The organism is Streptomyces sp. NBC_00887 (assembly GCF_045207585.1).
The window spans coordinates 3,334,080-3,353,580 of record NZ_CP108788.1; the positions used below are offsets into that span (position 1 = coordinate 3,334,080).

Here is a 19,501-nt window from a genome sequence, read left to right on the forward strand (position 1 = left end):
GTTGATGCGCCCCGAGGCCGGTCAGCGACCGCTGTCCGCGCATTCGTCGCTGTTGCCGCCGCTGCGGCACTGATGCCCCTGGAAACCTCGGTCGTTCGCAGGCGGGGCACCGGGATCCTGCGGGGCGCAGGGCACTCCGGCCGGTGTCGGGCACTGCGGGAGCGGCGCAGGATGGGCCCGCTCGTGCTCGGCCGTCCCCACGGCAATCGTGGCTGCCAGCACGAGGGCGCCGACCAGCAACTGCAGCGACCCCGCGAGCGGATGGCCCGAGCGGAGGAACAGCCCGGCAACCACGAAGACCGCCAACGTGAACGCACCGAGCCAGAGGACCGGGACCCAGTCCATCGGGGGCGGTCCGACGTGCCCCGGTGATTCCATCTTCTGTCTCGTCGACTCGGCCCAGCCCCGCATGCCCAGCGACAGGGCTATCAGGAAGGCGACAGGGAGCTCGACGATCAGGGCCAGCACGGTCAGGCACCCACCCCCGAGGCTGCCGCCGGATTCCGGGGCATTCGGGATACGGTGCGCGACCCCAGGCAGTACCGGGGCGCCGGAACCAGGCTCTGTGGTCATGGACGTACCTTCGTACGGAACCACGCACTCCACGCCGCCGTCCGCCAAGGCGAGACCGAGTTGTGCCCTCCCGTATCGGAGCGCGAGGCCGTCCACTGCATCCATGGCCGCGAGCCCCACGCCCCGATGCACCTGTGCGGCACTGGGAGCCTGTCGAGCCGACCTGGACGACTTCGTCGCCTGGGCCCTGGAGGGCGCGTCGTTCCCCGAGCCTACGATCCGCCCCGCAGGTACTGGGTCGGCGGCTGGACCGCTCCGCAGTACCTCGCGCAGTCCGTCGGATCGACCGAGTGACCGCGCCCTCATGCGGGTGCGTGCAGACTTGGGCCGCTGTCGGCGCCGTTGCCCGGGCGGCCTCCGGGCGCGTTTGCCCCCTTCCAGTACCCCATAGCGGAGGCGGGCAGCACCCCGGCGAGAACCTTGGTGGCGCCCCGGAAGACCACCGGGTCGAAGCCGTCTTCCTCCGCAGGCCCGACGGCGACCCGGATGAGCTCGGTGGCCACGCCGAGGACGACGCACAGACCGGGCTGGAATGGGTGGAGCGGGAGAAGGTGCCCTGTCTCGACCTGCTGCCCCACCGCCTGCGGGGCCCGATCGCCGGCCTTGCCCACGGCGCGCCCTCCGCGCGCTACCTCCGCGACATCGCCTGACGCCTCGACAAGACGGCACGTCACGCGCCTGAGCAGGGGAATTCGAACTACTCCTCTCCTGAGCGTTCCCGTGATCTGGGTGGCACTACCGGTGTACCGTCAGGTTCAGCTGTCATGGTTCCGAAGTACCGGTCGCCCGTGAGTGTGCGCACGGGCGTTTCTGCTGTTCAGAGTCTCTGAGGACCAAGGCGATCACCTCCGGTTCCCGCACGGTGCGGGAAGCGACTTCCCATCCCCTTGGAGGGCGAAATGGCAAGCGGAACCGTCAAGTGGTTCAACGCGGAAAAGGGCTTCGGCTTCATCGAGCAGGACGGCGGAGGCCCCGACGTCTTCGCTCACTACTCCAACATCGCCAGCTCGGGCTTCCGTGAGCTCCAGGAAGGTCAGAAGGTGAACTTCGACGTCACCCAGGGCCAGAAGGGCCCCCAGGCGGAGAACATCACCCCCGCCTGAGCTTGCATCTCCACGGCACCCGCCCCGCGATCCCTCGCCGGGCGGGTGCCGTGCGTTCGGGGATGCTGCAGAGCCGCCAGAATGCCCGCAGCCGCGCCTCCTACCCGGGCGGTTGGCCGTAACATGGCCAGGCCGCCGCACCGCTCCAGCGCGAGTCAGCCGGGTTTGGGGTACCGGCTGCCTTCCTCCGGGGCTCCACGCATGTCCGCCGACTGCTCCGCGGCACCCGTGTGACGGCCCTGCCACCTCGCTGGCTGCTGGGCCGTCTTCATACCGCGGCTGATGACGGAACGGTCACGCGCCGCCACGTCGGGCCATGCCCCGGTTCGTTGGACCCGGGGCATGGAGCAGAAAACCGTTTCGCCTCCACGGCAGCGATCCGCAGGGCTGCCCGCGGCGTGCTTGCCCGCGTCGGACACCCCGGTCTACGACGCCCTCAAGGAGTTGTGGCTCCCCGAGAACCTGGAGGTACCCCGACCCTCTGGGATGCCTTTCGGCGGCCAACACCGGATGGACGCCGACGACATGTTCTCCCGCGCGTAACCCCCACAGCCGCCGTGGTGGGGTCACTGCCGCACAGCGTCCACCAGTCTTCCCCACTGTCCGGATCGAACGCCGCCACCCTGGAAAGCAGCCGAGTCCGGGCGACGACCCGGATCGCATGTACGCCCCTGCCTAGAGGGCGGGGGATCGCGGTGTTGCTGCTTTTTGGTCGTGCTCGATCTCTGAGCGTTCCTGGGCGATCTCCCGGGTGAGGAAGAAATTGAGTACGGTCCGGATGGCTGCGACGGCTGCCAGCTGCCCGATTTCGGTGAAGCTGGGGGCGACCGCGGTGCGCAGGACGTCTGCGGCGAGCTGGAACTCCAGCCCCAGTACGAGGAAGCGTCCGAGGCTGAGCCGGATCTTGTTGAACTCGGTGATGAAGGAACGCCTACGGAATGCGGTTGTGGCAAAACGGACGAAGGCCCAGATGGCGCCGGTGAAGATGATGAGTGCTCCGGCGGCTTCGATCACGTGGACGAGCCACCCGATTACGTCCCGCACCGTGGACTCGGACAGCAGTTCTCCCGGCAATGACATCCGAGCCGTCTACCCCCCGCACGGCCGTCCTACCTGTGCGCAGACGGTTACGCGAGGAAGAACCGCGGCGAAGGCTTGAGACCGATAGTGCATGAACTGGGCAGGCCGAAGCATGCGTAGGAGATGGAATGCGTGATGTACGAGGAGCGGTCGGGCCAGTCGGAGACGGTGGAATGCGGGCTGGAAGAGGAAGCCTGCCGGCTGGTACTGCAGCAGCTGCGCGGACTGGGCGACGGCGAGTTCGCCTGGGTGCGTCTGATCGACCCGGCCGAGGCAGAGCTGATGCACCTGGCGAAGGAGCTGGGCCTGCATCCCCTGGCGGTCGAGGACGCGGTCCAGGCTCAGCAGCGCCCCAAGCGCGAGCGTTTCGGCGATGTCCTGGCCATTGCGCTCAAGACGCTCTGGTACGTCGATGCGGAGGCGGCGGTGGAGACCGGGGAGTTGATGGTCTTCGTGGGCCCCCGCTATGTGCTCACCGTGCGGCACGGTGCGGCTGACCCGGTCACCGAAGCCGCCCGCCGGCTCGAAGCCGACCCCGACATGCTGCGCTGTGGCCCGCTGTCCGTTCTCCATGCCGTCCTCGACGTGGTCGTAGACGCCTACAGCGATGCCGCGGCCAAGGTGCGGGCCGCGCTCACCGAACTGGAGGACTGCGTCTTCTCCACCTCCCGCGTGGACCACACCGAGGCGATCTACTCCCTCAAACGGGAGGTGCGGGAGTTCCGGGACGCGGTACAGCCCCTCGGCCCCGTCCTGCGGGGCCTCCTGAGCAGCGCCGGCCAGGACGGGCAGGGCCATCCGCCGAAGGTCCTGCCCTACTTCCGAGATGTTGCGGACCATCTGGGCCGCACCGACACCGAGGTCCGGTCGCTGGACGAGCTGCTGAACTCGGTCCTGGACGCCCAACAGGCGCGGGTGGGTACCTGGCAGAACGACGACATGCGCCGCATCTCGGCCTGGGCAGCGATCTTCGCGATCCCCACCATGGTCGCCGGTGTCTACGGGATGAATTTCGAGCACATGCCCGAGCTCCGCTGGAGTTACGGCTATCCGCTCGCGCTCGGCCTCATGGCGCTGGCCTCCGGGCTCCTCTACCGCGCCTTCCGTCGCAACGGCTGGCTCTGAGCCCAACCTGCCGCACGGGAACGCGTGAAGGAGCAGGGGCGCGTCAGTCGAGAGGGACTTCGCGGGCGCTGGCATGACTGTCAGTGACGGTCAGGACGGTGTGTGCGCCGGTCATCTCAAGGAGGTGGACCCCAGTTGGTTCTGCAAAGGGCCGGCCAGGACGAGGCGTCCGCTGCGGCCGATGGTGCAGCAGGTTGAGCAGGGAGGAGTCGGCGCAGGTCACGTTGGACATGTCGAGGACGACGCGCCGGACAGCCGGGTCGGTCATGGCGGCCTCGCCGACCGCGGCCAGCGGGGCGCCGGTGCAGACACCCGGTTGCCGCCAGCAGCCGGCCTGGTTCGACGACTCTGGTCTGGAAGCCGGCCGCTTCCAGGATCGCGGCCAGGGGCTGTCGTGTGCCTGGTGCAGGCCGGGCAGTGCCGTACGCCGTTCCAGATCGTCCTCGCGTCCGACGCAGGAGAGGGCGCGCACAGTGGCCCGCGGTTGCCACCCCGGTAGCACCCTCTCGCCGTCGCGTGCTTGCAGGCTCAAGCCCTCTGCGGGGCGTTCGGTTGTCCTCGAGGAGCCGTTGGCTATCGTGCACGCCCGTCACTGTAGGAGATCCGCCGTTCGGGTGCCGAAGGTCTCTTTCGAGACAGAGCCGGCGCAAGGGGGGTGCCTCTCCACCGAGCGCTGTGACAACTACGCGGGTCGTGGGCTCAGCTGCCGGAGAGTGTCGGGCCGGTCGGGGCGGACAGCGTCTGGTGGGCGTGGGGGCAGGGCGCCGCGGCAGAGGTCGCGGAAATCTGCATCCGGCGCAGGAGGTCGCGGGTGGTGCGCTTGCGCAGCGAGCTGCGCCAGGCGAGTCCCGGGTGGCGGGAGCGCAGGTGTGAGAGAGCGCGAGTGCCGAGACCGGTGCTGTGGAAGCGCTCGTCGATCACGACGGCGGTGATGACGCCCTGGGCGCAGTTGGTGCAGATCCGGTACTGGACTTGGCCGACGACCTGGCGGATGTGGACGAGGAGCAGACATTCCTCGCCCGGCCCGGACCGGTCCGGGATGTGTGTGGAGAGGAAGTCGATAGCCCGGTACACGAGGAGCCGGCGGCGCAGGCGGCCGGGGACACGGCCGCGACGGGAGTGCCTGGCGGCGCCCTGCCGGGGCGGCGGTGCCTGCGCTGTTGGGGCTGAGCCGAACAGAGTGCTCGCGGGACGCGCATGTTGTCCGTGCATGAGGTCTCGTGTGCCCACTGATGCGGGCGATACCCGCCCCAGAGGTCAGCACGCCGACGGTGGGCACGCCCGCCCGCCCGCTGACGCGGTGACGCGGGGCCGAGGAGCGGCGCTCGATCACAGACTGCGGGGTGACGCCCGGTATCTATCGGTGCCGGCGCCCGCCGTCGCGGTACGGGTGCAGGGAGGTGAGCTTGTTCCCGTACTGCTCGAGGTCGGCGTCGGTTCCCGCAGGGTCAGGTCCAGGAACGAGGTATGCAGCTCTGCCACGCGTTCGTGGGCGGCATCCGCGCTGGTGGATTGAGGCGCTGTACGCCGCCAGGGTGCCTTCGCGGCGCTGGCACCGTGTGTGTCACGGACTGCGCGGGTTGCCCACCATCGGGCGAGCACTACGGCGGTGGTGAGAGCGGCGGCTGCGTGAAGCGCGGGGTGCGCGGCCACGACTTCCTCCATCGTTTGCTGACTACGGGGGCCTGGCGGCGCCGGCCCTCAAGACGAGGCCGACGCCGCCGGTTGACGGGTCAGCCGGGCCAGGTGCCGGTCAGGCGCCGGGTGGTGACGGCGCCGGCCCGGGCGACGGCGGCTTTGACGACGGCGAAGATCGCTCCTTGCAGTGCTGCTGCGATCAGGACTTCCTGCCAGGTGCGGTGCTCGTCGGTGGCGTCAGGGCATCGTCGTGGCGCCCGAGCATTTTCCACGCCTGTTTGAAGGCGGCGCCGGCGATCATGCCGCTCGTGGCACCGAGCGCCAGGCCGACCGGCATGTAGCCGATCTTGGATGCTTTCACCGGCACCTGCGGCTGCGACGCACGAGCAGGAAGACGACGAGGGCGGCAGCCGCGGCAAGCAGGGGGGTGCGGTTGGCCTTCGCCGTCGCCGCGGCCGACTCGGCCTTCTCGCGGACCGGGTCCGGGGTCTTCTCGGCGGCGAGCTGCCCGGCCCGGGTGGCGGCGTCGCGGACCTGCGTAGCGGCCTGGGCCGCCTTGTCCAGGACCGGATCGGGCGTCTTGTCCTTGACCAGCTGGGCGGCCTGCGCCGCCTTGTCCCGGATCTGGTCAGTGGCGAGGGTGGCCTTCTCGGCGGCCTGTTCCTTGATCTCGGCCGCCTTCTCCTTGGCCTGCGCCTTGACGTCGGCCTTGGCCGCCAGCGCCTCCACGGTCTGGCCGAGCTCCTCGCGGGTGTGCTCGACCTGCCTGCGCAGCTCCTCGGGGCTGGGCGCGGCTTCCTTGTCGCCCGGGGAAGGGGTGCTCATCGGTGTGCTGCCTCCTTGATCTCGGCCACGTCGGCCTTGATGCTGTCGATGGCCTGCTCGGGTGCGGGGGTGCCGGCCTTGGTGATCTGTTTCTTCCCGGCCGCGGCCATCCCTGCGGCGATGGCCGCCAGCAGAGCGGCGATGATCAGGGCCGAAGCCCATACCGGCAGGAGCAGGGCGAGGGCCGCGATGATGGCGCCCACCAGGGCCTGGGCGGCCAGGATGCCGACCAGGCCGGCGCCGCCGAACAGACCGCCGCCCACGCCGAAGCGTTTGCCCTTCTCGGTCATCTCCGCCCGGGCCAGCCGCATCTCCTCGCGGACCAGCTCCGAGATCTGCTGCGATGCCCGTGATACGAGGTCGCCCGCTGATTCCCCGGGGCTGCTGTGGTCCGGGCCCCGTCCAACGGCGCTCATACTCTTCACCTTCCGCATGGTTCATCCGGTTGTGGCGTGATAGCTGCACGATGGGCGCCGTTCGCATCGCCTGCGCGGCGCCGCGCCGGTCAGCGGCCCGAATTGGCGCCGGTGTCATCCTGGATCGCGCTTGACGGAGTCGATGCCGCTCAGGCAGGACCGATGGGTCTCGTAGTGCTCTCGCTGGTCACGATGACCTGCCCGTTCATTGCGATCAGAACGAAGTGATAGCCCTTGCCGGGCTGGTGCCGGACCTCGAACGAGCCGCCATGAAAGACCCCTCCCTGGTTGAAATGTGCACGCTGTCGTTCACGGCGCGTCTACCCCGCGAACAGCCGCTCACCCACTCGCAGCTAGGGGCACGCCAAGCGGTGGACCAGGAGTCGGGGCGCCCTTCGCACCAGGGCGGCCGCGGCCAGGCCGATGACGGCGCCGGCCGCGACGTCCGAGGGGTAGTGGGCGCCGCTGTGGACCCGCTCCAGGGCCACCGCAACGGTCGGCACGGCGCAGGCAGCACCGGCCCACGGCCAGGAGAGCGCGACGGCCGCGGTGAACGCCACGGCGGCCGCGGTGTGGCCGGAGGGGAAGGATGAGCTGTCGGGCCGCTCTTCGACATCGTCGTGCGGAATCCACTCCTTGGGCGGCCGGCGCCGCTCGACGAGCTGCTTCGCGACCCCGTTCGACAGCAACTCCCCCAGCGCCACGGCCGTGATACCGGTAGCCGCCGCCTTACGCCCCCGGCGGCCCCCGGCGGCCGCCATGATCACGGCCGCGGCCCACCATAACTTCGTGTGCTCGACAGCTTCCTCGACCGGCGGAAGCACCTGTCGGGCCCAAGCCGAATCCCAGGCGGCCATCCGTCTCGTCAGCCGATGATCACCATTGCGCAGGACATCCAGGATTTCCATGCTGCGCTGCTTCCCCGCCCGCGCTTGTTCTACGCACCGCTCACTCCAGGCCGCGGCGGTCCTCATCACTCCACTTACGGGTGTCCCGGGGCTCGACATAAGGCTCCTCGTCCTCGGGCAATCCGCCGGCGATCGCCCGCTGCCGGACCATTTCCGCATCGAACTCCAGCCCGAGGAGGATGGCCAGGTTGGTGATCCACAGCCACACCAGGAAGACGATCACGCCCGCCAAGGTGCCGTACGTCTTGTTGTACGAGGCGAAGTTCGCGACGTAGAACGCGAAGCCGGCCGAGGCGACCATCCAGATCACCAGCGCCAGGAAACTGCCGGGGGTGACCCATGTGAACCCACGTCCCTTGACGTTCGGGGCCGCCCAGTACAGAAGCGCGATCATGATCGTGACGAGCAGGACCAGGACCGGCCACTTCGCGATCGACCACACCGTCAGGGCGGTGTCCCCGATACCGAGCGCGGCGCCCGCCTGCCGGGCCAGGCCACCGGTGAAGACCACGATCAACGCGCTGACCACGGCCAGGATCATCAGGGTGATCGTCAGGGCGAGGCGCAAGGGCAGGACCTTCCACACCGGACGCCCCTCGGGCACGTCGTAGACGGCATTCGAGGTCCGGATGAACGCGGCCACATAGCCGGAGGCCGACCAGATCGCGACGGCCGGACCCACGATCGCCAGAAGGGATCCGACGCCGCTGTCGCCCTGCAACTGCTGGACGGCGTTGCTGAGCACGTCGCGGGCCGAGCCGGGGGTGAGCTTCTGGAGGTTGTCCAGGACCTGCTTGGTCGCCGACTCGCCCGCGATGCCGAGCAGAGACAAGAGCACCAGCAGGGCCGGGAAGAGAGCCAGCACCCCGTAGTACGTCAGCGCCGCGGCCCGGTCGGTGAGCTCGTCATCCTTGAACTCCTTCAGCGTGCCGCTCAGCACCGCCATCCAGGACCGTTTCGGCATGTCCGAAAGCTGATCCGGGGCCCGCTCCTCGACCTGCTCATCGGGACCCACGTTCCCGGACCCGCCCGCAGTGGGCTCGGTGCCTCCACCGTGCTCTGGTTTCGGTGTACGTGTCATACCTGGCGGCTGTCCACTCGCGCCCCTCCCATGCACCCAGCGCGCCCAACTCGGCGACCAGGTAGCGGAACCCGCATGTGAGGAGGGTTCCGTCGGGCGTGGTGGCGTGCCCGACGGCTTGCTGCTCCAGCAGCCCACCGCTCGGGCGCGCTCTCGACGCTGACTGCCCGCCCGAACGGAATTGACCCATGATTTCGGTGCTTGAATGCACCTCTTGGCATGTCATTCGGCTGCCTAGTGTGGAGATCACGAGGTTGGGGCGAACGCCCCGGGACCCGGACACCACGTAGGGAGTGCCTGATGAACACCGCCGCACTGAAGCCCGTACTGACCCGTTCCGCGACTGCGGAAACCACCAGTGACCCGAGCAGCGTGATGACCCTGCTCGCCGATTACGGGACCGACGGGAGCTCGCTCACCAGCTACCGCTCCTCCTTCGCCAGGGGCGCGGTCGGTGCCCCCGCCCACTTCCACACGAAGGCCTCGGAGCTGTTCTTCGTCCTGGACGGGTCGCTCCAGGTCCTCGTCGACGACACGGTCCAGGTCCTCGACAAGGGAGACTTCCTCCTCGTTCCGCCCCACACCCCGCACGCCTTCGCCGCAGCCCCTGGCGCCGAGGCCGACGTCCTGTTCGTCTTCAGCCCCGGGATGCCCCGCTTCGACTACCTTCGCCTTCTTGGCCGGGTCATGCGCGGTGAAGCCGACTTCCAGGAGATCAAGGACTCTTCCGAGCAGTACGACAACCACTACGTCGACAGCCCCGCCTGGGACGCAGTCCTCAAGGCCGTCAAGTAGCCCGAAAAGGCGAGGCCATCGCCACAACCGGTGCCAATAATTGCGGACATGACCATCTCAGGCAGAAGAGCTGAAGTGTTCGTCGGCGGCGCACCCGACCGCCGGTTCACCGGTCCTGCGACCGGAGACGAGCGGCGCATGCTCCTTGGCTTCCTCGGAGATCACCGCGCGACGCTGGAGCTGAAATGCGCCGGCCTGGGAGCTGAACTGTCCCAGCGGTCCGTGGAGCCGTCCACGCTCTCCTTGCTCGGCCTTGTCCGGCACCTCGCCGATGTGGAGCGCCGCTGGTTCCGGAGGGTGTTGGCCGGGCAGGACGCTCCGCCCCTCTTCTCCTCGGAGGATGACCCCGACCGGGACTTCGACGGCGCGGTGTCCGACCCGGCGGCGGTCGCGGCGGCGTGGGAGGCCTGGCGGGCCGAGGCAGTGTTCGCCGAGAACTTTGCCAGGCAGGCGCCGCACCTCGACATCTCGGGTGATGACGCGTGGCGGGGAACCGTGTCGCTGCGCTGGGTGCTCATCCACATGATCGAGGAGTACGCCCGGCACAACGGGCACGCCGACCTGCTCCGCGAGCGGATCGACGGCGCCAGGGGCCTGTAAGTAAGTCCGGGCTACGGGCCGGTGGCCCGCCGTCCGACAGCGGCCGCCGCCCCGGCCGCCGTACTCGTACTCGTACCCGCGCCCGCGCCCGCGCCCGCGCCGCAGCCTGCCGCATCTCCGCTCCGGACACCGCCCCGGCGACCCCTGTCGACCCGCCCACCGAACGTGATGTCCAGGCCCTGGTCAGCCACCTGCGCGACCTGACGAGGCTGCCGTGAGCGAGCAGCACCCTCCCGCGTCTCCCCCAACTCCGGCCTTGGAGAAGGCGCCCACGGACACCAGGTCGATCTCAGTATCCGTACTCAGGCCCGAGTCGGTGGGCTGGGCACACCATTGACCGCATGCTCACCTGGGTAGCAGACGGCGTCCTGGCAGTCCTGCTGACAGTGCTGGAGGTGGCGGCCCTGGTCGCGTTCTGGTTCGCGGAAGGCCTCAAGCAGTGGGCGGCCGGGGGCAAGCAGGTCGTCGGCTGCAGGATTCGGCTCTGGCTGGTGCTGACCGCCGGGCCGGCGGGACTGGCGGGGGTCAGTTACGGGGCTGTCCGGGCCGGACTTCCGGCGACCGGCGTCACGCAGGCCCTCGTCGCCGCCGCACTTGCGGGAGTTCTGGCGCTGGGGGTCGGTACGGAGTGCTCCCGATGGGCTGCCCGGGCCTTCCGCGGAACCAGTGCCGGGCGTCGGGGCCTGCGCGACAGGGCCCTGTAGCCCCGGTCCCGGGCAAGCACTCCGGCCTTGGCCGTGGGAACGGCGCCGCGGGCGAGAAGGTGCTGAACCATCTGCGGATTTCCGGCTGCGGATGCCCACTCGATCGGCGTCCGGCCCTTCGTGACGAGGTGGAGTCTGCACCGTGGTCCAGCAGGAGGTCCACGATCTCCGTGCGCCCGATGCCGGATGTCACGTTGAACATCAGGGCGTTGCCGTCCCGCGACGGTGTGTCGGGGTGGACGCCGGCATCGAGCAGGATGGCGACCATCTCCGTACGGCCGTTGGAAGCGGCCGAAGTCAGCGGCGTGATTCGCCGTATTCGTGCCCAGGGTCGGGGTCCGCGCCGACCTCGACGAGCACGCGAACCAGGAGGTCCACCGCACTCTCGCTGTCCACTTCTTGATCATCTCAAGTTGCTGTGCCAAGGGAATGGAGTGCGTCCCCCTGGGAGGCCGGGAGCGCGGCGTCAGAGCCAGGGCCCCGCACAGAGTGGTCACAGAAGTGCCATACGATGCGCACATCAGCTCGTAAGTTCTCCGTTTGAGGATGCACACGTCATGTCTTTCGGTGCCACGTCCCGTTCCCTGCGCGGTATATCTGTTGTCGTCGCCCTTCTCGCGATCGGTGCGGCGGGATGCTCCGACGCCATCGACAGTGCCAAGGACGGCGCGAAGAAGGTCGCCCGCCAGCGCTCGGTCTTCTCGCTCAGCCCCGGCGACTGCTACAACCCGAACAGCAAGGCCGAGACCGAGGAATTCGCGATCGAGATCGTGCCGTGCGAGGAGGCTCACGAGGGCCAGGTCGTCGGCGAGTTCACGATCGACGAAGAGGGTGCCTACCCGGGTGACGACGAGGTCGCGGTGATCGCCGACGAACGCTGCCCGGTCGAGGCGCAGAAGTTCGCCCCGGACAGCTGGGCGCTCCCCCAGGGGGTCGACGTCTTCTACTACCACCCCACCAAGGAGAGCTGGGCGACGGGCGACCGCGGTGTGAGCTGCGCCTACACCAAGGAGTCGGGCAAGCTTTCCGGCTCGCTGAAGAGCGCCCCCCTCAAGGCCGACCAGCTCGCTTACCTCAAGGGTTCGAACGGCGTCTACGACGCCCTGTGGATGAACCAGCCCGAGGCCGACCAGATCGAGAACGACCTTCCCGGCTACAAGAAGCAGGCCAAGGCCGTCGCCGCCGCGCTCGACACCCACCTCAAGGGTCTGCGGAACATCGAGCAGCCGGAGACCGGCAAGCTGCGCGCGAAGCTGGAGGAGGCCGCCGGAGCGTGGAAGAAGGCCGCGTCGGCCGGCGACACGGACGCCTTCTACATCGCTTACGACATGGCATTCACCGGCATCGACCCCAGCAAGACGGTGGCCGCCCGCAAGGAGCTGAACCTCGCCACGACGGTCCCGGCCGACGAGGCCGAGGTCTGGGCCGGCTGACCTCCTGCGCCCACTCGCTCCTCAGGTGGCGCTCCGCTCGCTCGCCTCGCGCAGGGTGCGGTCCACCGCGCGGTCGTACGCCGCGTCCGGTGGACCGTCCGGGCTGCCCGGGCGACCGCTGCGCAGGAGTTCGCGCCAGCGCTCCTGGCTCCAGTCCGCAGGGGCCGTGGTGCGCATGAAGTCCTCGACCAGGGTGCGGAAGCGCACCGGGTCCGCGTGGAACGGGAAGTGGCCCGCGCCCTCGAAGATCTCCAGGCGGCTGCCGGGCATCGCCGCATGGGCTCCGTAGGCGTGCTCGACGGGGACCACGCTGTCCCGGGATCCCCACAGCAGGAGGGTGGGCATGCCCTGGGTCAGGTAGCAGCGGTCCAGCATGGTGACCACCTGGCCCCGCCAGTCGACCACCGCCCGCAGGGTGCTGATGAAGGCGCTGCGGGACGTGGCGTCGGGGAGTGCGTCCACGAGGTGGAGCAGCTCTCCGGCGTCCTGGCCCAGGTCGGTGTCGAGCAGTTTGATCAGCCGGGTGAAGAGGCCTACCTGGCCGCGCATGCCGGGCAGGCGCAGCATGGACAGGAGCAGGTCGACACCCGGCAGGGACACCGCCCGCAGGACCGGGTTGACCTCGCGTCCCACCCCGCCGGCGCTCACGAGGATCAGGCGGTCGGTGCGTTCGGGGTACTGGTACGCGAACTGCATGGCCACACCCCCGCCGAGCGAGTGGCCGACCAGGGTGGCGCGTTCGATGCCGAGAACGCCCAGGAGGTCCCTGATCCCGTTCGCGTAGGCGGCCACCGAGTAGTCCGCCCTGGGCTTGTCCGAGGCGCCGTGGCCGAGGAGGTCCGGGGCGATCACCGTGTGGTTGCGGGCCAGGTCGGGGATCAGGTCGGCCCAGGTCGCCGAGGAGTCGCCGATGCCGTGGATGAGCAGGATCGCGGGGCCCGATCCCGCCATCCGGTACGCGCGGCGGTAGCCGTGGATCACGCGGTGGTGCAGCAGGCCGTCCTGCCCGCCCTTTTCCGCGACCGGGTGCAGCCGGCTCACGCGCGAGGGGGACATGGAGGGGGTCGGGGCCAGGGACGTTCCTGGTTCGGGGTGGGGTGCGCCGGCCATGGATCGCCTCCGGTTCCTCCGATCGGACGGTGTCCGGATCGGACGGTCTCTTCTCTGACAAGTCCCGGTCTTCATCAGACGGTCTTCTGCTCGGACGATTCCTGAGCGAGCGTAGAAAGCTCCGGATCCCAGGCGGTTTCCGGGACGTTTCAGGCAGCGATCGGAGTGGCGGGCGCGTGCGGGACCGGTGCCGGCGGCCGGGGCGGGAAGCCGTAACACGCGCGTAGCAGTTGCGGGCGTCGGCGCCCCCTATGATCGCCCCAGCACGCCCTCCGCCGACGACTTCTCCTCGTCGGCCGTGGTGCCGTGTGTCTCCCTCTCCCCGACCTCTCCCCGACCGGGTACGGCCGACGCGCCGCCCTGTCCGCGACCCCTGGAAGGCGGCCTGAATGGTCTCTCCCGTACGTATCTGGCTCAACCGCACGTACGCGGAGAACGTCTTCTTCATCGATCAGCTCCGGGACAATCCGGAGCAGCGGCCGGTCGCGATTCATGCCACCCACGGGGATCCCGACTCCCCCGTTCTCGCAGCGGCCGACACCGCCGCGCCCGAACCCGAGGGGCTCTCCCCTGCCGGCTATGTCGAGTTCGCGCTGGACCAGTGCGCCAGGCGTGCCGTCGACGTGTTCGTTCCCGTCCTTCACCAGGCGGCGATCGCCGCGCACCGTGCGGAGTTCGCCGCACTCGGTACCACGCTGATCGCCCCGCCCGCGGAGGCCGCCGCGCTCTTCCAGGACAAGGCGACCGCGTACGAGACGGTCGCGGCGGCCGGAATACCCGTGCCTCCGTGGTGGCGGGTACGCACCGAGGACGAGCTGCTCGCAGCAGTCGAGGCGATCGAGGCCGACGGCGGCAAGGCCTGCTTCAAGCCGGCTGCCGGTGCGGGCGGGGTCGGTTTCCGCATCGTCACCCGGGCTCCGTTCTCCCTGCTCCACCTGGGCGGGTTCCCGAGCCCGTACGTACCGCTGGACCTGATCGTCGAGGCCCTGCGCCGCAGCGACCGGTCCGTGGACTGGCTCGTGATGCCGCGCCTGGACGAGCCGGAGGTGTCCGTCGACTGTCTCACCGGGCCGGACGGCGTGGTGCGGATGGCTGTGGGGCGTACGAAGAACGGGCGCCGTCGCGGGTTCACGCTCCGCCCGTCGTGGATCGAACCCGCTCAGCTGATCGCCCACACGTTCGGGCTGCACTGGCTGACGAACATCCAGTTCCGTGTGTACGACGGCCGGCCCGTCCTGATGGACGTGAACACGCGCCCGGCCGGCGGACTGCACCAGCTGTCCCAGTGCGGTCTGAACGCGCCCTGGGCGGCGGTGAGTCTGGCACTCGGCAACGACCCCGGCGATCTGACCCCGGCCTTCCTGGGCGAGGACTACTCCGTGATCGCGGGGCCGCGTGCGCTCCGGCCGGTGGTACTGCCCGTTCAGCGTTCGGAGGAGCCCGGCATCGGCCTCCCGGCAGCCGGCGAAGTCCCCGCGACACTCTGACGTGCTCCGTACGACACCCCGGGGTGCCGGCGCCCGTGGAATCGGAAGCGTCCTGGCATAAATTGCCTTGCCTGCGCGGGGGCGATTCGCCAGGCTGGGGCGCATGCCGGGACAGCGGAAGCGCAAGCGGGAGGCCGCCGGGCGGGCTGCGGCGGACCCCGGCTCCGCGGGGCGCTGGGAGGTCGTCTTCGAGACCCAGGACGAGGCCGACTGGCGGGCGTACGTACGTCGTGTCCGTGCTGGGCGGGAGGTCGACCTGTCGATGCTTCGCCTCGACACCCTGTGCGGGCGTTCGGTACATCCGACCACCTACTGGCTGAGCAGGTTCGTGCCCTGCGACGACCACCCTTAGCGGCCGCCGTGGGGGTGTTCCAGGTCCTCGGCGACCGGTTCTGCCCCAGCCCCGCACAAGGGGTTTTCGACCCTGATTCCACCCTGCCGCCGCACCGTGGGACCAGTGATCCGTTCCGCCGCCGCGCCACCGACTGGGGGGTATCTCCCAGGGACCACTGGGGGATACCCCCCACCGAAGTCGGGGACTACCCGGGTCGTTCGGATGACGCGCTGTCCCTAGGTTCTGAGGTGGAATCGAAGCACCGTCCCAGCACCCCTCCGGAGGATCCCCGTGACCGCCCCCTCGCCCCGACCCGACGATCGGCCGACGCGCACAGCCCGCTCGCTCGTCGCGGCCTTCGTGCGTTTCGTCGTCTGCGGCGGCGGCGTGGGGCTCGCCTCCAGCGGGGTGCTCGTGCTGCTCAGCGGGTCGATGCCGATGATGGTCGCCAACGCGATCGTCACCGTCGTCTCGACCGTGATAGCGACCGAGCTGCATAGCCGGGTCTCGTTCCGGAGCGGTCGCAGGGGTTGGGGCGTCCACCTGCAGTCCGGGCTGACAGTGGCCGTGAGCTACGCGTTCACCACGGGGGCGCTGCTCGTTCTGCACGCCGTGCACTCCGCGCCCTCGGCGCTGCTGGAGCAGGGTGTCTACCTGTCGGCCTCCGCGTTGGCCGGGGTGGGGCGCTTCGCGTTGCTGCGGATCGTCGTCTTCGCGCAGTCCGCGGCGCCTGCGAAGGATGCCGCGCTCGGCAGGGCCTCCGTGGCCATGGCCGCGTGACGACGACACACGCGACGTGTCCCGCCCGGCGCTGCTCCGCTGCCTCACCGCCACCCTCCCGAGGAGCGATGACATACCCGTCATGACAGGTCAGGCCGTGTTTTCGTAGGACGGACAGCACGGTCCCCGAACCTTGTTGGGCCCCTGGGCCGACTCCCGCATTCACCCTCATGAATTACGCCGAGAACGTCGATCATGATGCGGTGCTGCGCGCACGGATGCTGCTGCTCGGATCCGGAAGGATCACCATCGACGAGGAGATCGACGCGTACCGGGTACTCGCCCGGGTGAGCCCGGCCGTCTACCTGCCGCGCCTCGCCTCGGAACTGGTGACGTACGGCTACCGGGAGCTGCAGGACCCGGAGCTGCGGCTGGCGCTGCGGACCGAGGCCGCCGCTGCCGCCAGGGCGATGGACCGGGCGGAGCCGAGGCGGGCGCCGAACTGGCCGTCCTTCAGCGCCGACTGACGATCCGCTCGTCGATGTACTGGGAGTCGCGCACCCATCTGTTCGTCGACCCCGTGCGCCCCCTGTTCGACGAGGGGGTGGCCCTCACCCGCCGACTGGCCGAGGTGGACGGGGCACAGGTTCGCATCCCGCCCGCCCGGGCCCTGACGGATCGATCGACCCTGCTGATCGCGGGGAAGCGGTACGGCGAGGCGCTCGCCGACTTCCGGGAGGCCGTCGACCTGCTCGACCGGTGAGGGAAGCCGTGAAAAGGGCTCCTCTACGATCAACCGCGTGTGCGCACATGTGATAGTCGCGGAAGACGACGCGAAGCAGGCCGAACTCGTACGCCGCTACCTCGAACGTGAGGGGCACGCGGTCACGGTGGTGGGGGACGGCCTCGCGGCGCTCGAGCAGGTCCGGCAGGGCACGCCGGACCTGCTCGTCCTCGACGTGATGATGCCCAGAGCCGACGGCCTGGACGTCATTCGCGTACTGCGCGCCGAGGAGAGGGACCTGGCGGTTCTCATGCTGACCGCACGGGCCACGGAGGACGATCTGCTGCTCGGGCTCGACCTGGGCGCGGACGACTACATGACCAAGCCGTACAGTCCGCGCGAGCTGATGGCCCGGGTGCGTACGCTCCTGCGGCGCACCCGACGCGGTACGGGTCCGGACGAAAGCGGTCCGGGCGAGGGCGGGGTGCTGCGGGTGGGAGCCCTCACCGTCGATCCCGTACGTCACGAAGTGGCGGCCGACGGGGTGCGGATCGAGTGCACGCCGGGCGAGTTCCGGCTGCTCGCGGCGATGGCCGCCGAACCCGACCGCGTCTTCACGCGGGAGCAACTGCTGGCGGAGCTGCACGGGTTCGACCGGTACATCAGCAGCCGCACCGTCGATGTGCACATCATGAACCTGCGGAAGAAGATCGAGCACGCACCCCGCCGACCGGTCCGGCTGCTCACCGTGTTCGGCGTCGGCTACAAGCTGACGGATCCGGTGAAGGATGCCTCGCGTGCGCCGGGCCGGTGAGGACGACCGGCACCGGCTGCCGCTCCGCAAGAGCCTGCTGGGCCGTCTGCTGGCCGTGTCGGCGCTCGTCGCCGCCTGTTCGGTGGCCGCCACCGCGTGGCTGGCGGTGCAGACCACGTCCGGCGCGATCGAGCAGGAGCAGGGGCAGAACCTCACCGCCGACACCCGTATCCACGACACCCTGCTCGGTTACGCGGCGGCGCACCCCACCTGGGACGGTGTCGGGGCCACCGTGCGCGAGCTGGCCGACGAGTCGGGCCGGCGGATCACGCTGACCACGCAGAGCCGGGGGATCCTCGCCGACTCCGCCGACGACTCCCCTCCCCCGCCGGCCCTGCCGCCCCAGGCATCGGCGGTCGTGGACCCCCTGTCCGTGGACGCAGCCCTGTCGTCCGGGGCCGGATCCGTGACGACCGACGTGGGGACGAAGTCCCGCAGCGACCGCGTCGACCCCCGCGCCGTCGGACCGTTCCGGCTGCCCGACGCCGAGCGTGCGTCGCTGCTGCGCACCGCCGAAGAGGTCGCCAAGTGCCTCAATCGGTCCGGCATCGCCTCGGACGTCGTGGAGGGGCCGAGCGGGCGCCCCCGTGTCCAGGACGTGGGCAACGATCCCGACCGCTTGCAGGGCACCCGCTGCACGACGGAAGCTCTGGACCGCCCGACCCCGACCGAAACGAAGGCGCTCAGTGCTTTGAGCCGGTTGGCCAACGCCTGCCTGAGCCGGCAGAGCCGCGAGCCCGTCCGGCTCGGCCTCGACCTCTCCTGGGACACGGCCGGCGAGCCCTTCCCGGTCGCGGAAACAGCCGTGCCGACGCCGGTGCCGAGCCGCGCCCCCCGGGAGGCCCAGGTGGCTCCGTCCCCTTCGCCCACAGCTCTCACCAGTGAGAACGACCGGGCCATCGCCTCGTGCGTCGGCGTCGCACGCCGGGAACAGCTCAGCTCCTACGTCGCCCCGCCCGCGTTGCTGTTCATCAGCGACCCCGGCGGCGGCGCCGTTCCCGCCTTCGACCTGTCGCCGGCGAACACGGCCAGGATCACGGGGGTCGCGGCGCTCGTCCTGGCACTCACCGTGGGCGCCTCCGTGCTCGCCGGGGCCCGGCTCGTACGGCCGCTGCACGCGCTCACGGGAGCCGCCCAACGGATGCGCGACGGCGAGGACTCGGCACCCGTGGTGGTCGCGGCCGACAACGAGATCGGCCGACTGGCCGCCGCCTTCAACGACATGTCCGCACACCGTGCACGGCTGGAGGAGCAGCGCAAGGTGATGGTCAGCGACGTCGCCCACGAGCTGCGCACCCCGTTGAGCAACATCCGCGGCTGGCTGGAGGGCGCGCAGGACGGGATCGCCGAGCCCGACGCCACGTTCATCTCCTCGCTCCTGGAGGAGGCGGTGCAGCTCCAGCACATCATCGACGACCTGCAGGACCTGTCGGCGGCGGATGCGGGGGTACTGCGCCTGCACCCCGAGCCGGTACGGATCGAGGAACTGCTCGCCCATGTCGCCTCGGCCCACCAGGCCCAGGCCGACGCGGCGGCGGTCGGTCTGACGGTGGCCGCCCCGACCGCCGGACCACCCCTGCCTGCGCTCACCGCCGACCCGGTGCGGCTGCGGCAGGCCGTGGGCAACCTGGTCTCCAACGCCGTACGCCACACCCCGGCGGGCGGGCGGGTGACACTGCGCGCGTACGCCTCCGGGGCCGAGGGGGAGGAGCGGGTTGCACTGGAGGTCGCCGACACCGGCAGCGGCATTCCGCCGGAGGACCTGCGGTACGTCTTCGACCGCTTCTGGCGCGCCGAGAAGTCCCGCAGCCGACGCACCGGAGGCAGCGGGCTGGGCCTGGCCATCGTCCGCAAGCTCGCCGAGGCGCACGGCGGGACGGCCGACGTGGTCAGCACGGTGGGTGAGGGATCGGTCTTCACCCTGCTGCTGCCCCCGGCTGTCCCCGAACCCGAGGTCCCGGCCCTGATGGGATGAACACAGCGTCCTGACAGCTTCCACACAACTTCGTTCCAGTCTGTCGGCATGCCCGG

Annotated in this window: 22 protein-coding genes and 2 pseudogenes; 13 read left to right on the forward strand and 11 right to left on the reverse strand. The window is 70.0% G+C overall.

Annotated features, from left to right (window positions below):
* Positions 1-21: 21 nt before the first annotated feature.
* Together OG844_RS15205 and OG844_RS15210 are read right to left on the reverse strand one after the other, a co-directional pair.
* Positions 22-573, reverse strand: a complete 552-nt coding sequence (locus OG844_RS15205; RefSeq protein ID WP_406390668.1) for a DUF6234 family protein — start codon at positions 571-573, stop codon at positions 22-24.
* Between the two features lie 302 nt (positions 574-875).
* Entirely contained in the window at positions 876-1,247 is a 372-nt protein-coding gene (locus OG844_RS15210) for a hypothetical protein (protein ID WP_406390670.1), read from the reverse strand.
* Positions 1,248-1,472: 225 nt separating this feature from the next.
* On the opposite strand from OG844_RS15210, the gene OG844_RS15215 reads away from it, so the two are divergent.
* The gene (locus tag OG844_RS15215; protein WP_327364317.1) at positions 1,473-1,676 is read left to right on the forward strand and encodes a cold-shock protein; all 204 of its coding nucleotides are present in this window, start codon (positions 1,473-1,475) and stop codon (positions 1,674-1,676) included.
* A 675-nt stretch (positions 1,677-2,351) separates the two neighbouring features.
* Here the strand turns inward: OG844_RS15215 and OG844_RS15220 are convergent.
* Positions 2,352-2,756, reverse strand: a complete 405-nt coding sequence (locus tag OG844_RS15220; protein WP_406390672.1) for a DUF1622 domain-containing protein — start codon at positions 2,754-2,756, stop codon at positions 2,352-2,354.
* Positions 2,757-2,891: 135 nt separating this feature from the next.
* Here OG844_RS15220 and OG844_RS15225 point away from each other — a divergent pair, with 135 nt between their 5' ends.
* Positions 2,892-3,881, forward strand: coding sequence for a magnesium and cobalt transport protein CorA (locus tag OG844_RS15225; RefSeq protein ID WP_406390674.1), 990 nt, complete (start codon positions 2,892-2,894; stop codon positions 3,879-3,881).
* Between the two features lie 699 nt (positions 3,882-4,580).
* Here the strand turns inward: OG844_RS15225 and OG844_RS15230 are convergent.
* The 6 genes and pseudogenes from OG844_RS15230 to OG844_RS15255 all read right to left on the reverse strand — a co-directional run bounded on the left by OG844_RS15230 (position 4,581) and on the right by OG844_RS15255 (position 8,749).
* Complete coding sequence (locus OG844_RS15230; RefSeq protein WP_406390675.1) at positions 4,581-5,093, reverse strand: hypothetical protein; 513 nt, start codon at positions 5,091-5,093, stop codon at positions 4,581-4,583.
* A 521-nt stretch (positions 5,094-5,614) separates the two neighbouring features.
* Positions 5,615-5,880: pseudogene (locus OG844_RS15235) on the reverse strand (DUF4235 domain-containing protein).
* Positions 5,877-6,344 (reverse strand): DUF3618 domain-containing protein, encoded by a 468-nt coding sequence (locus OG844_RS15240; protein WP_406390676.1) that lies wholly within the window; start codon positions 6,342-6,344, stop codon positions 5,877-5,879. The pseudogene OG844_RS15235 and the gene OG844_RS15240 overlap by 4 nt, the downstream one beginning before the upstream one ends.
* On the reverse strand, positions 6,341-6,760 hold the full coding sequence (locus OG844_RS15245; RefSeq protein WP_406390678.1) for a phage holin family protein: 420 nt from the start codon (positions 6,758-6,760) through the stop codon (positions 6,341-6,343). The genes OG844_RS15240 and OG844_RS15245 overlap by 4 nt, the downstream gene beginning before the upstream one ends.
* 353 nt (positions 6,761-7,113) lie before the next feature.
* Positions 7,114-7,668: a phosphatase PAP2 family protein gene (locus tag OG844_RS15250; protein WP_406390679.1), complete on the reverse strand. Its 555-nt coding sequence runs from the start codon at positions 7,666-7,668 to the stop codon at positions 7,114-7,116.
* A 40-nt stretch (positions 7,669-7,708) separates the two neighbouring features.
* A complete protein-coding gene (locus tag OG844_RS15255; protein ID WP_406390681.1) occupies positions 7,709-8,749 on the reverse strand; it encodes a YihY/virulence factor BrkB family protein in 1,041 nt (346 codons plus the stop codon).
* A gap of 300 nt (positions 8,750-9,049) precedes the next feature.
* Here OG844_RS15255 and OG844_RS15260 point away from each other — a divergent pair, with 300 nt between their 5' ends.
* The 3 genes from OG844_RS15260 (at position 9,050) to OG844_RS15270 (ending at position 10,848) form a co-directional block, all read left to right on the forward strand.
* Positions 9,050-9,544, forward strand: coding sequence for a cupin domain-containing protein (locus OG844_RS15260; protein ID WP_406390682.1), 495 nt, complete (start codon positions 9,050-9,052; stop codon positions 9,542-9,544).
* 48 nt (positions 9,545-9,592) lie between these two features.
* The gene (locus OG844_RS15265) at positions 9,593-10,144 is read left to right on the forward strand and encodes a DinB family protein (RefSeq protein ID WP_406390683.1); all 552 of its coding nucleotides are present in this window, start codon (positions 9,593-9,595) and stop codon (positions 10,142-10,144) included.
* Between the two features lie 341 nt (positions 10,145-10,485).
* The gene (locus tag OG844_RS15270; protein WP_406390684.1) at positions 10,486-10,848 is read left to right on the forward strand and encodes a hypothetical protein; all 363 of its coding nucleotides are present in this window, start codon (positions 10,486-10,488) and stop codon (positions 10,846-10,848) included.
* 187 nt (positions 10,849-11,035) lie between these two features.
* On the opposite strand, the pseudogene OG844_RS15275 reads toward OG844_RS15270, so the two are convergent.
* A pseudogene (locus OG844_RS15275) lies at positions 11,036-11,167 on the reverse strand (hypothetical protein); the annotation flags it as partial.
* Between the two features lie 238 nt (positions 11,168-11,405).
* On the opposite strand from OG844_RS15275, the gene OG844_RS15280 reads away from it, so the two are divergent.
* Positions 11,406-12,281 carry a septum formation family protein gene (locus tag OG844_RS15280; protein ID WP_406390686.1) on the forward strand — a complete coding sequence of 292 codons (876 nt, stop codon included), beginning with the start codon at positions 11,406-11,408 and terminating at the stop codon, positions 12,279-12,281.
* Between the two features lie 21 nt (positions 12,282-12,302).
* Here OG844_RS15280 and OG844_RS15285 read toward each other — a convergent pair whose 3' ends face one another.
* Positions 12,303-13,337 carry an alpha/beta fold hydrolase gene (locus OG844_RS15285; RefSeq protein WP_406396145.1) on the reverse strand — a complete coding sequence of 345 codons (1,035 nt, stop codon included), beginning with the start codon at positions 13,335-13,337 and terminating at the stop codon, positions 12,303-12,305.
* A 443-nt stretch (positions 13,338-13,780) separates the two neighbouring features.
* On the opposite strand from OG844_RS15285, the gene OG844_RS15290 reads away from it, so the two are divergent.
* The 7 genes from OG844_RS15290 (at position 13,781) to OG844_RS15320 (ending at position 19,445) form a co-directional block, all read left to right on the forward strand.
* On the forward strand, positions 13,781-14,878 hold the full coding sequence (locus OG844_RS15290) for an ATP-grasp domain-containing protein (RefSeq protein WP_406390688.1): 1,098 nt from the start codon (positions 13,781-13,783) through the stop codon (positions 14,876-14,878).
* A gap of 103 nt (positions 14,879-14,981) precedes the next feature.
* Complete coding sequence (locus tag OG844_RS15295) at positions 14,982-15,230, forward strand: hypothetical protein (RefSeq protein WP_406390689.1); 249 nt, start codon at positions 14,982-14,984, stop codon at positions 15,228-15,230.
* 273 nt (positions 15,231-15,503) lie between these two features.
* Positions 15,504-15,992 (forward strand): hypothetical protein, encoded by a 489-nt coding sequence (locus OG844_RS15300; RefSeq protein WP_406390691.1) that lies wholly within the window; start codon positions 15,504-15,506, stop codon positions 15,990-15,992.
* 170 nt (positions 15,993-16,162) lie between these two features.
* Entirely contained in the window at positions 16,163-16,459 is a 297-nt protein-coding gene (locus tag OG844_RS15305) for a hypothetical protein (protein WP_406390693.1), read from the forward strand.
* Between the two features lie 14 nt (positions 16,460-16,473).
* Positions 16,474-16,695, forward strand: coding sequence for a hypothetical protein (locus OG844_RS15310; protein WP_406390694.1), 222 nt, complete (start codon positions 16,474-16,476; stop codon positions 16,693-16,695).
* A gap of 49 nt (positions 16,696-16,744) precedes the next feature.
* Complete coding sequence (locus tag OG844_RS15315) at positions 16,745-17,470, forward strand: response regulator transcription factor (protein ID WP_406396147.1); 726 nt, start codon at positions 16,745-16,747, stop codon at positions 17,468-17,470.
* Complete coding sequence (locus tag OG844_RS15320; RefSeq protein WP_406390696.1) at positions 17,445-19,445, forward strand: sensor histidine kinase; 2,001 nt, start codon at positions 17,445-17,447, stop codon at positions 19,443-19,445. The genes OG844_RS15315 and OG844_RS15320 overlap by 26 nt, the downstream gene beginning before the upstream one ends.
* Positions 19,446-19,501: the final 56 nt, after the last annotated feature.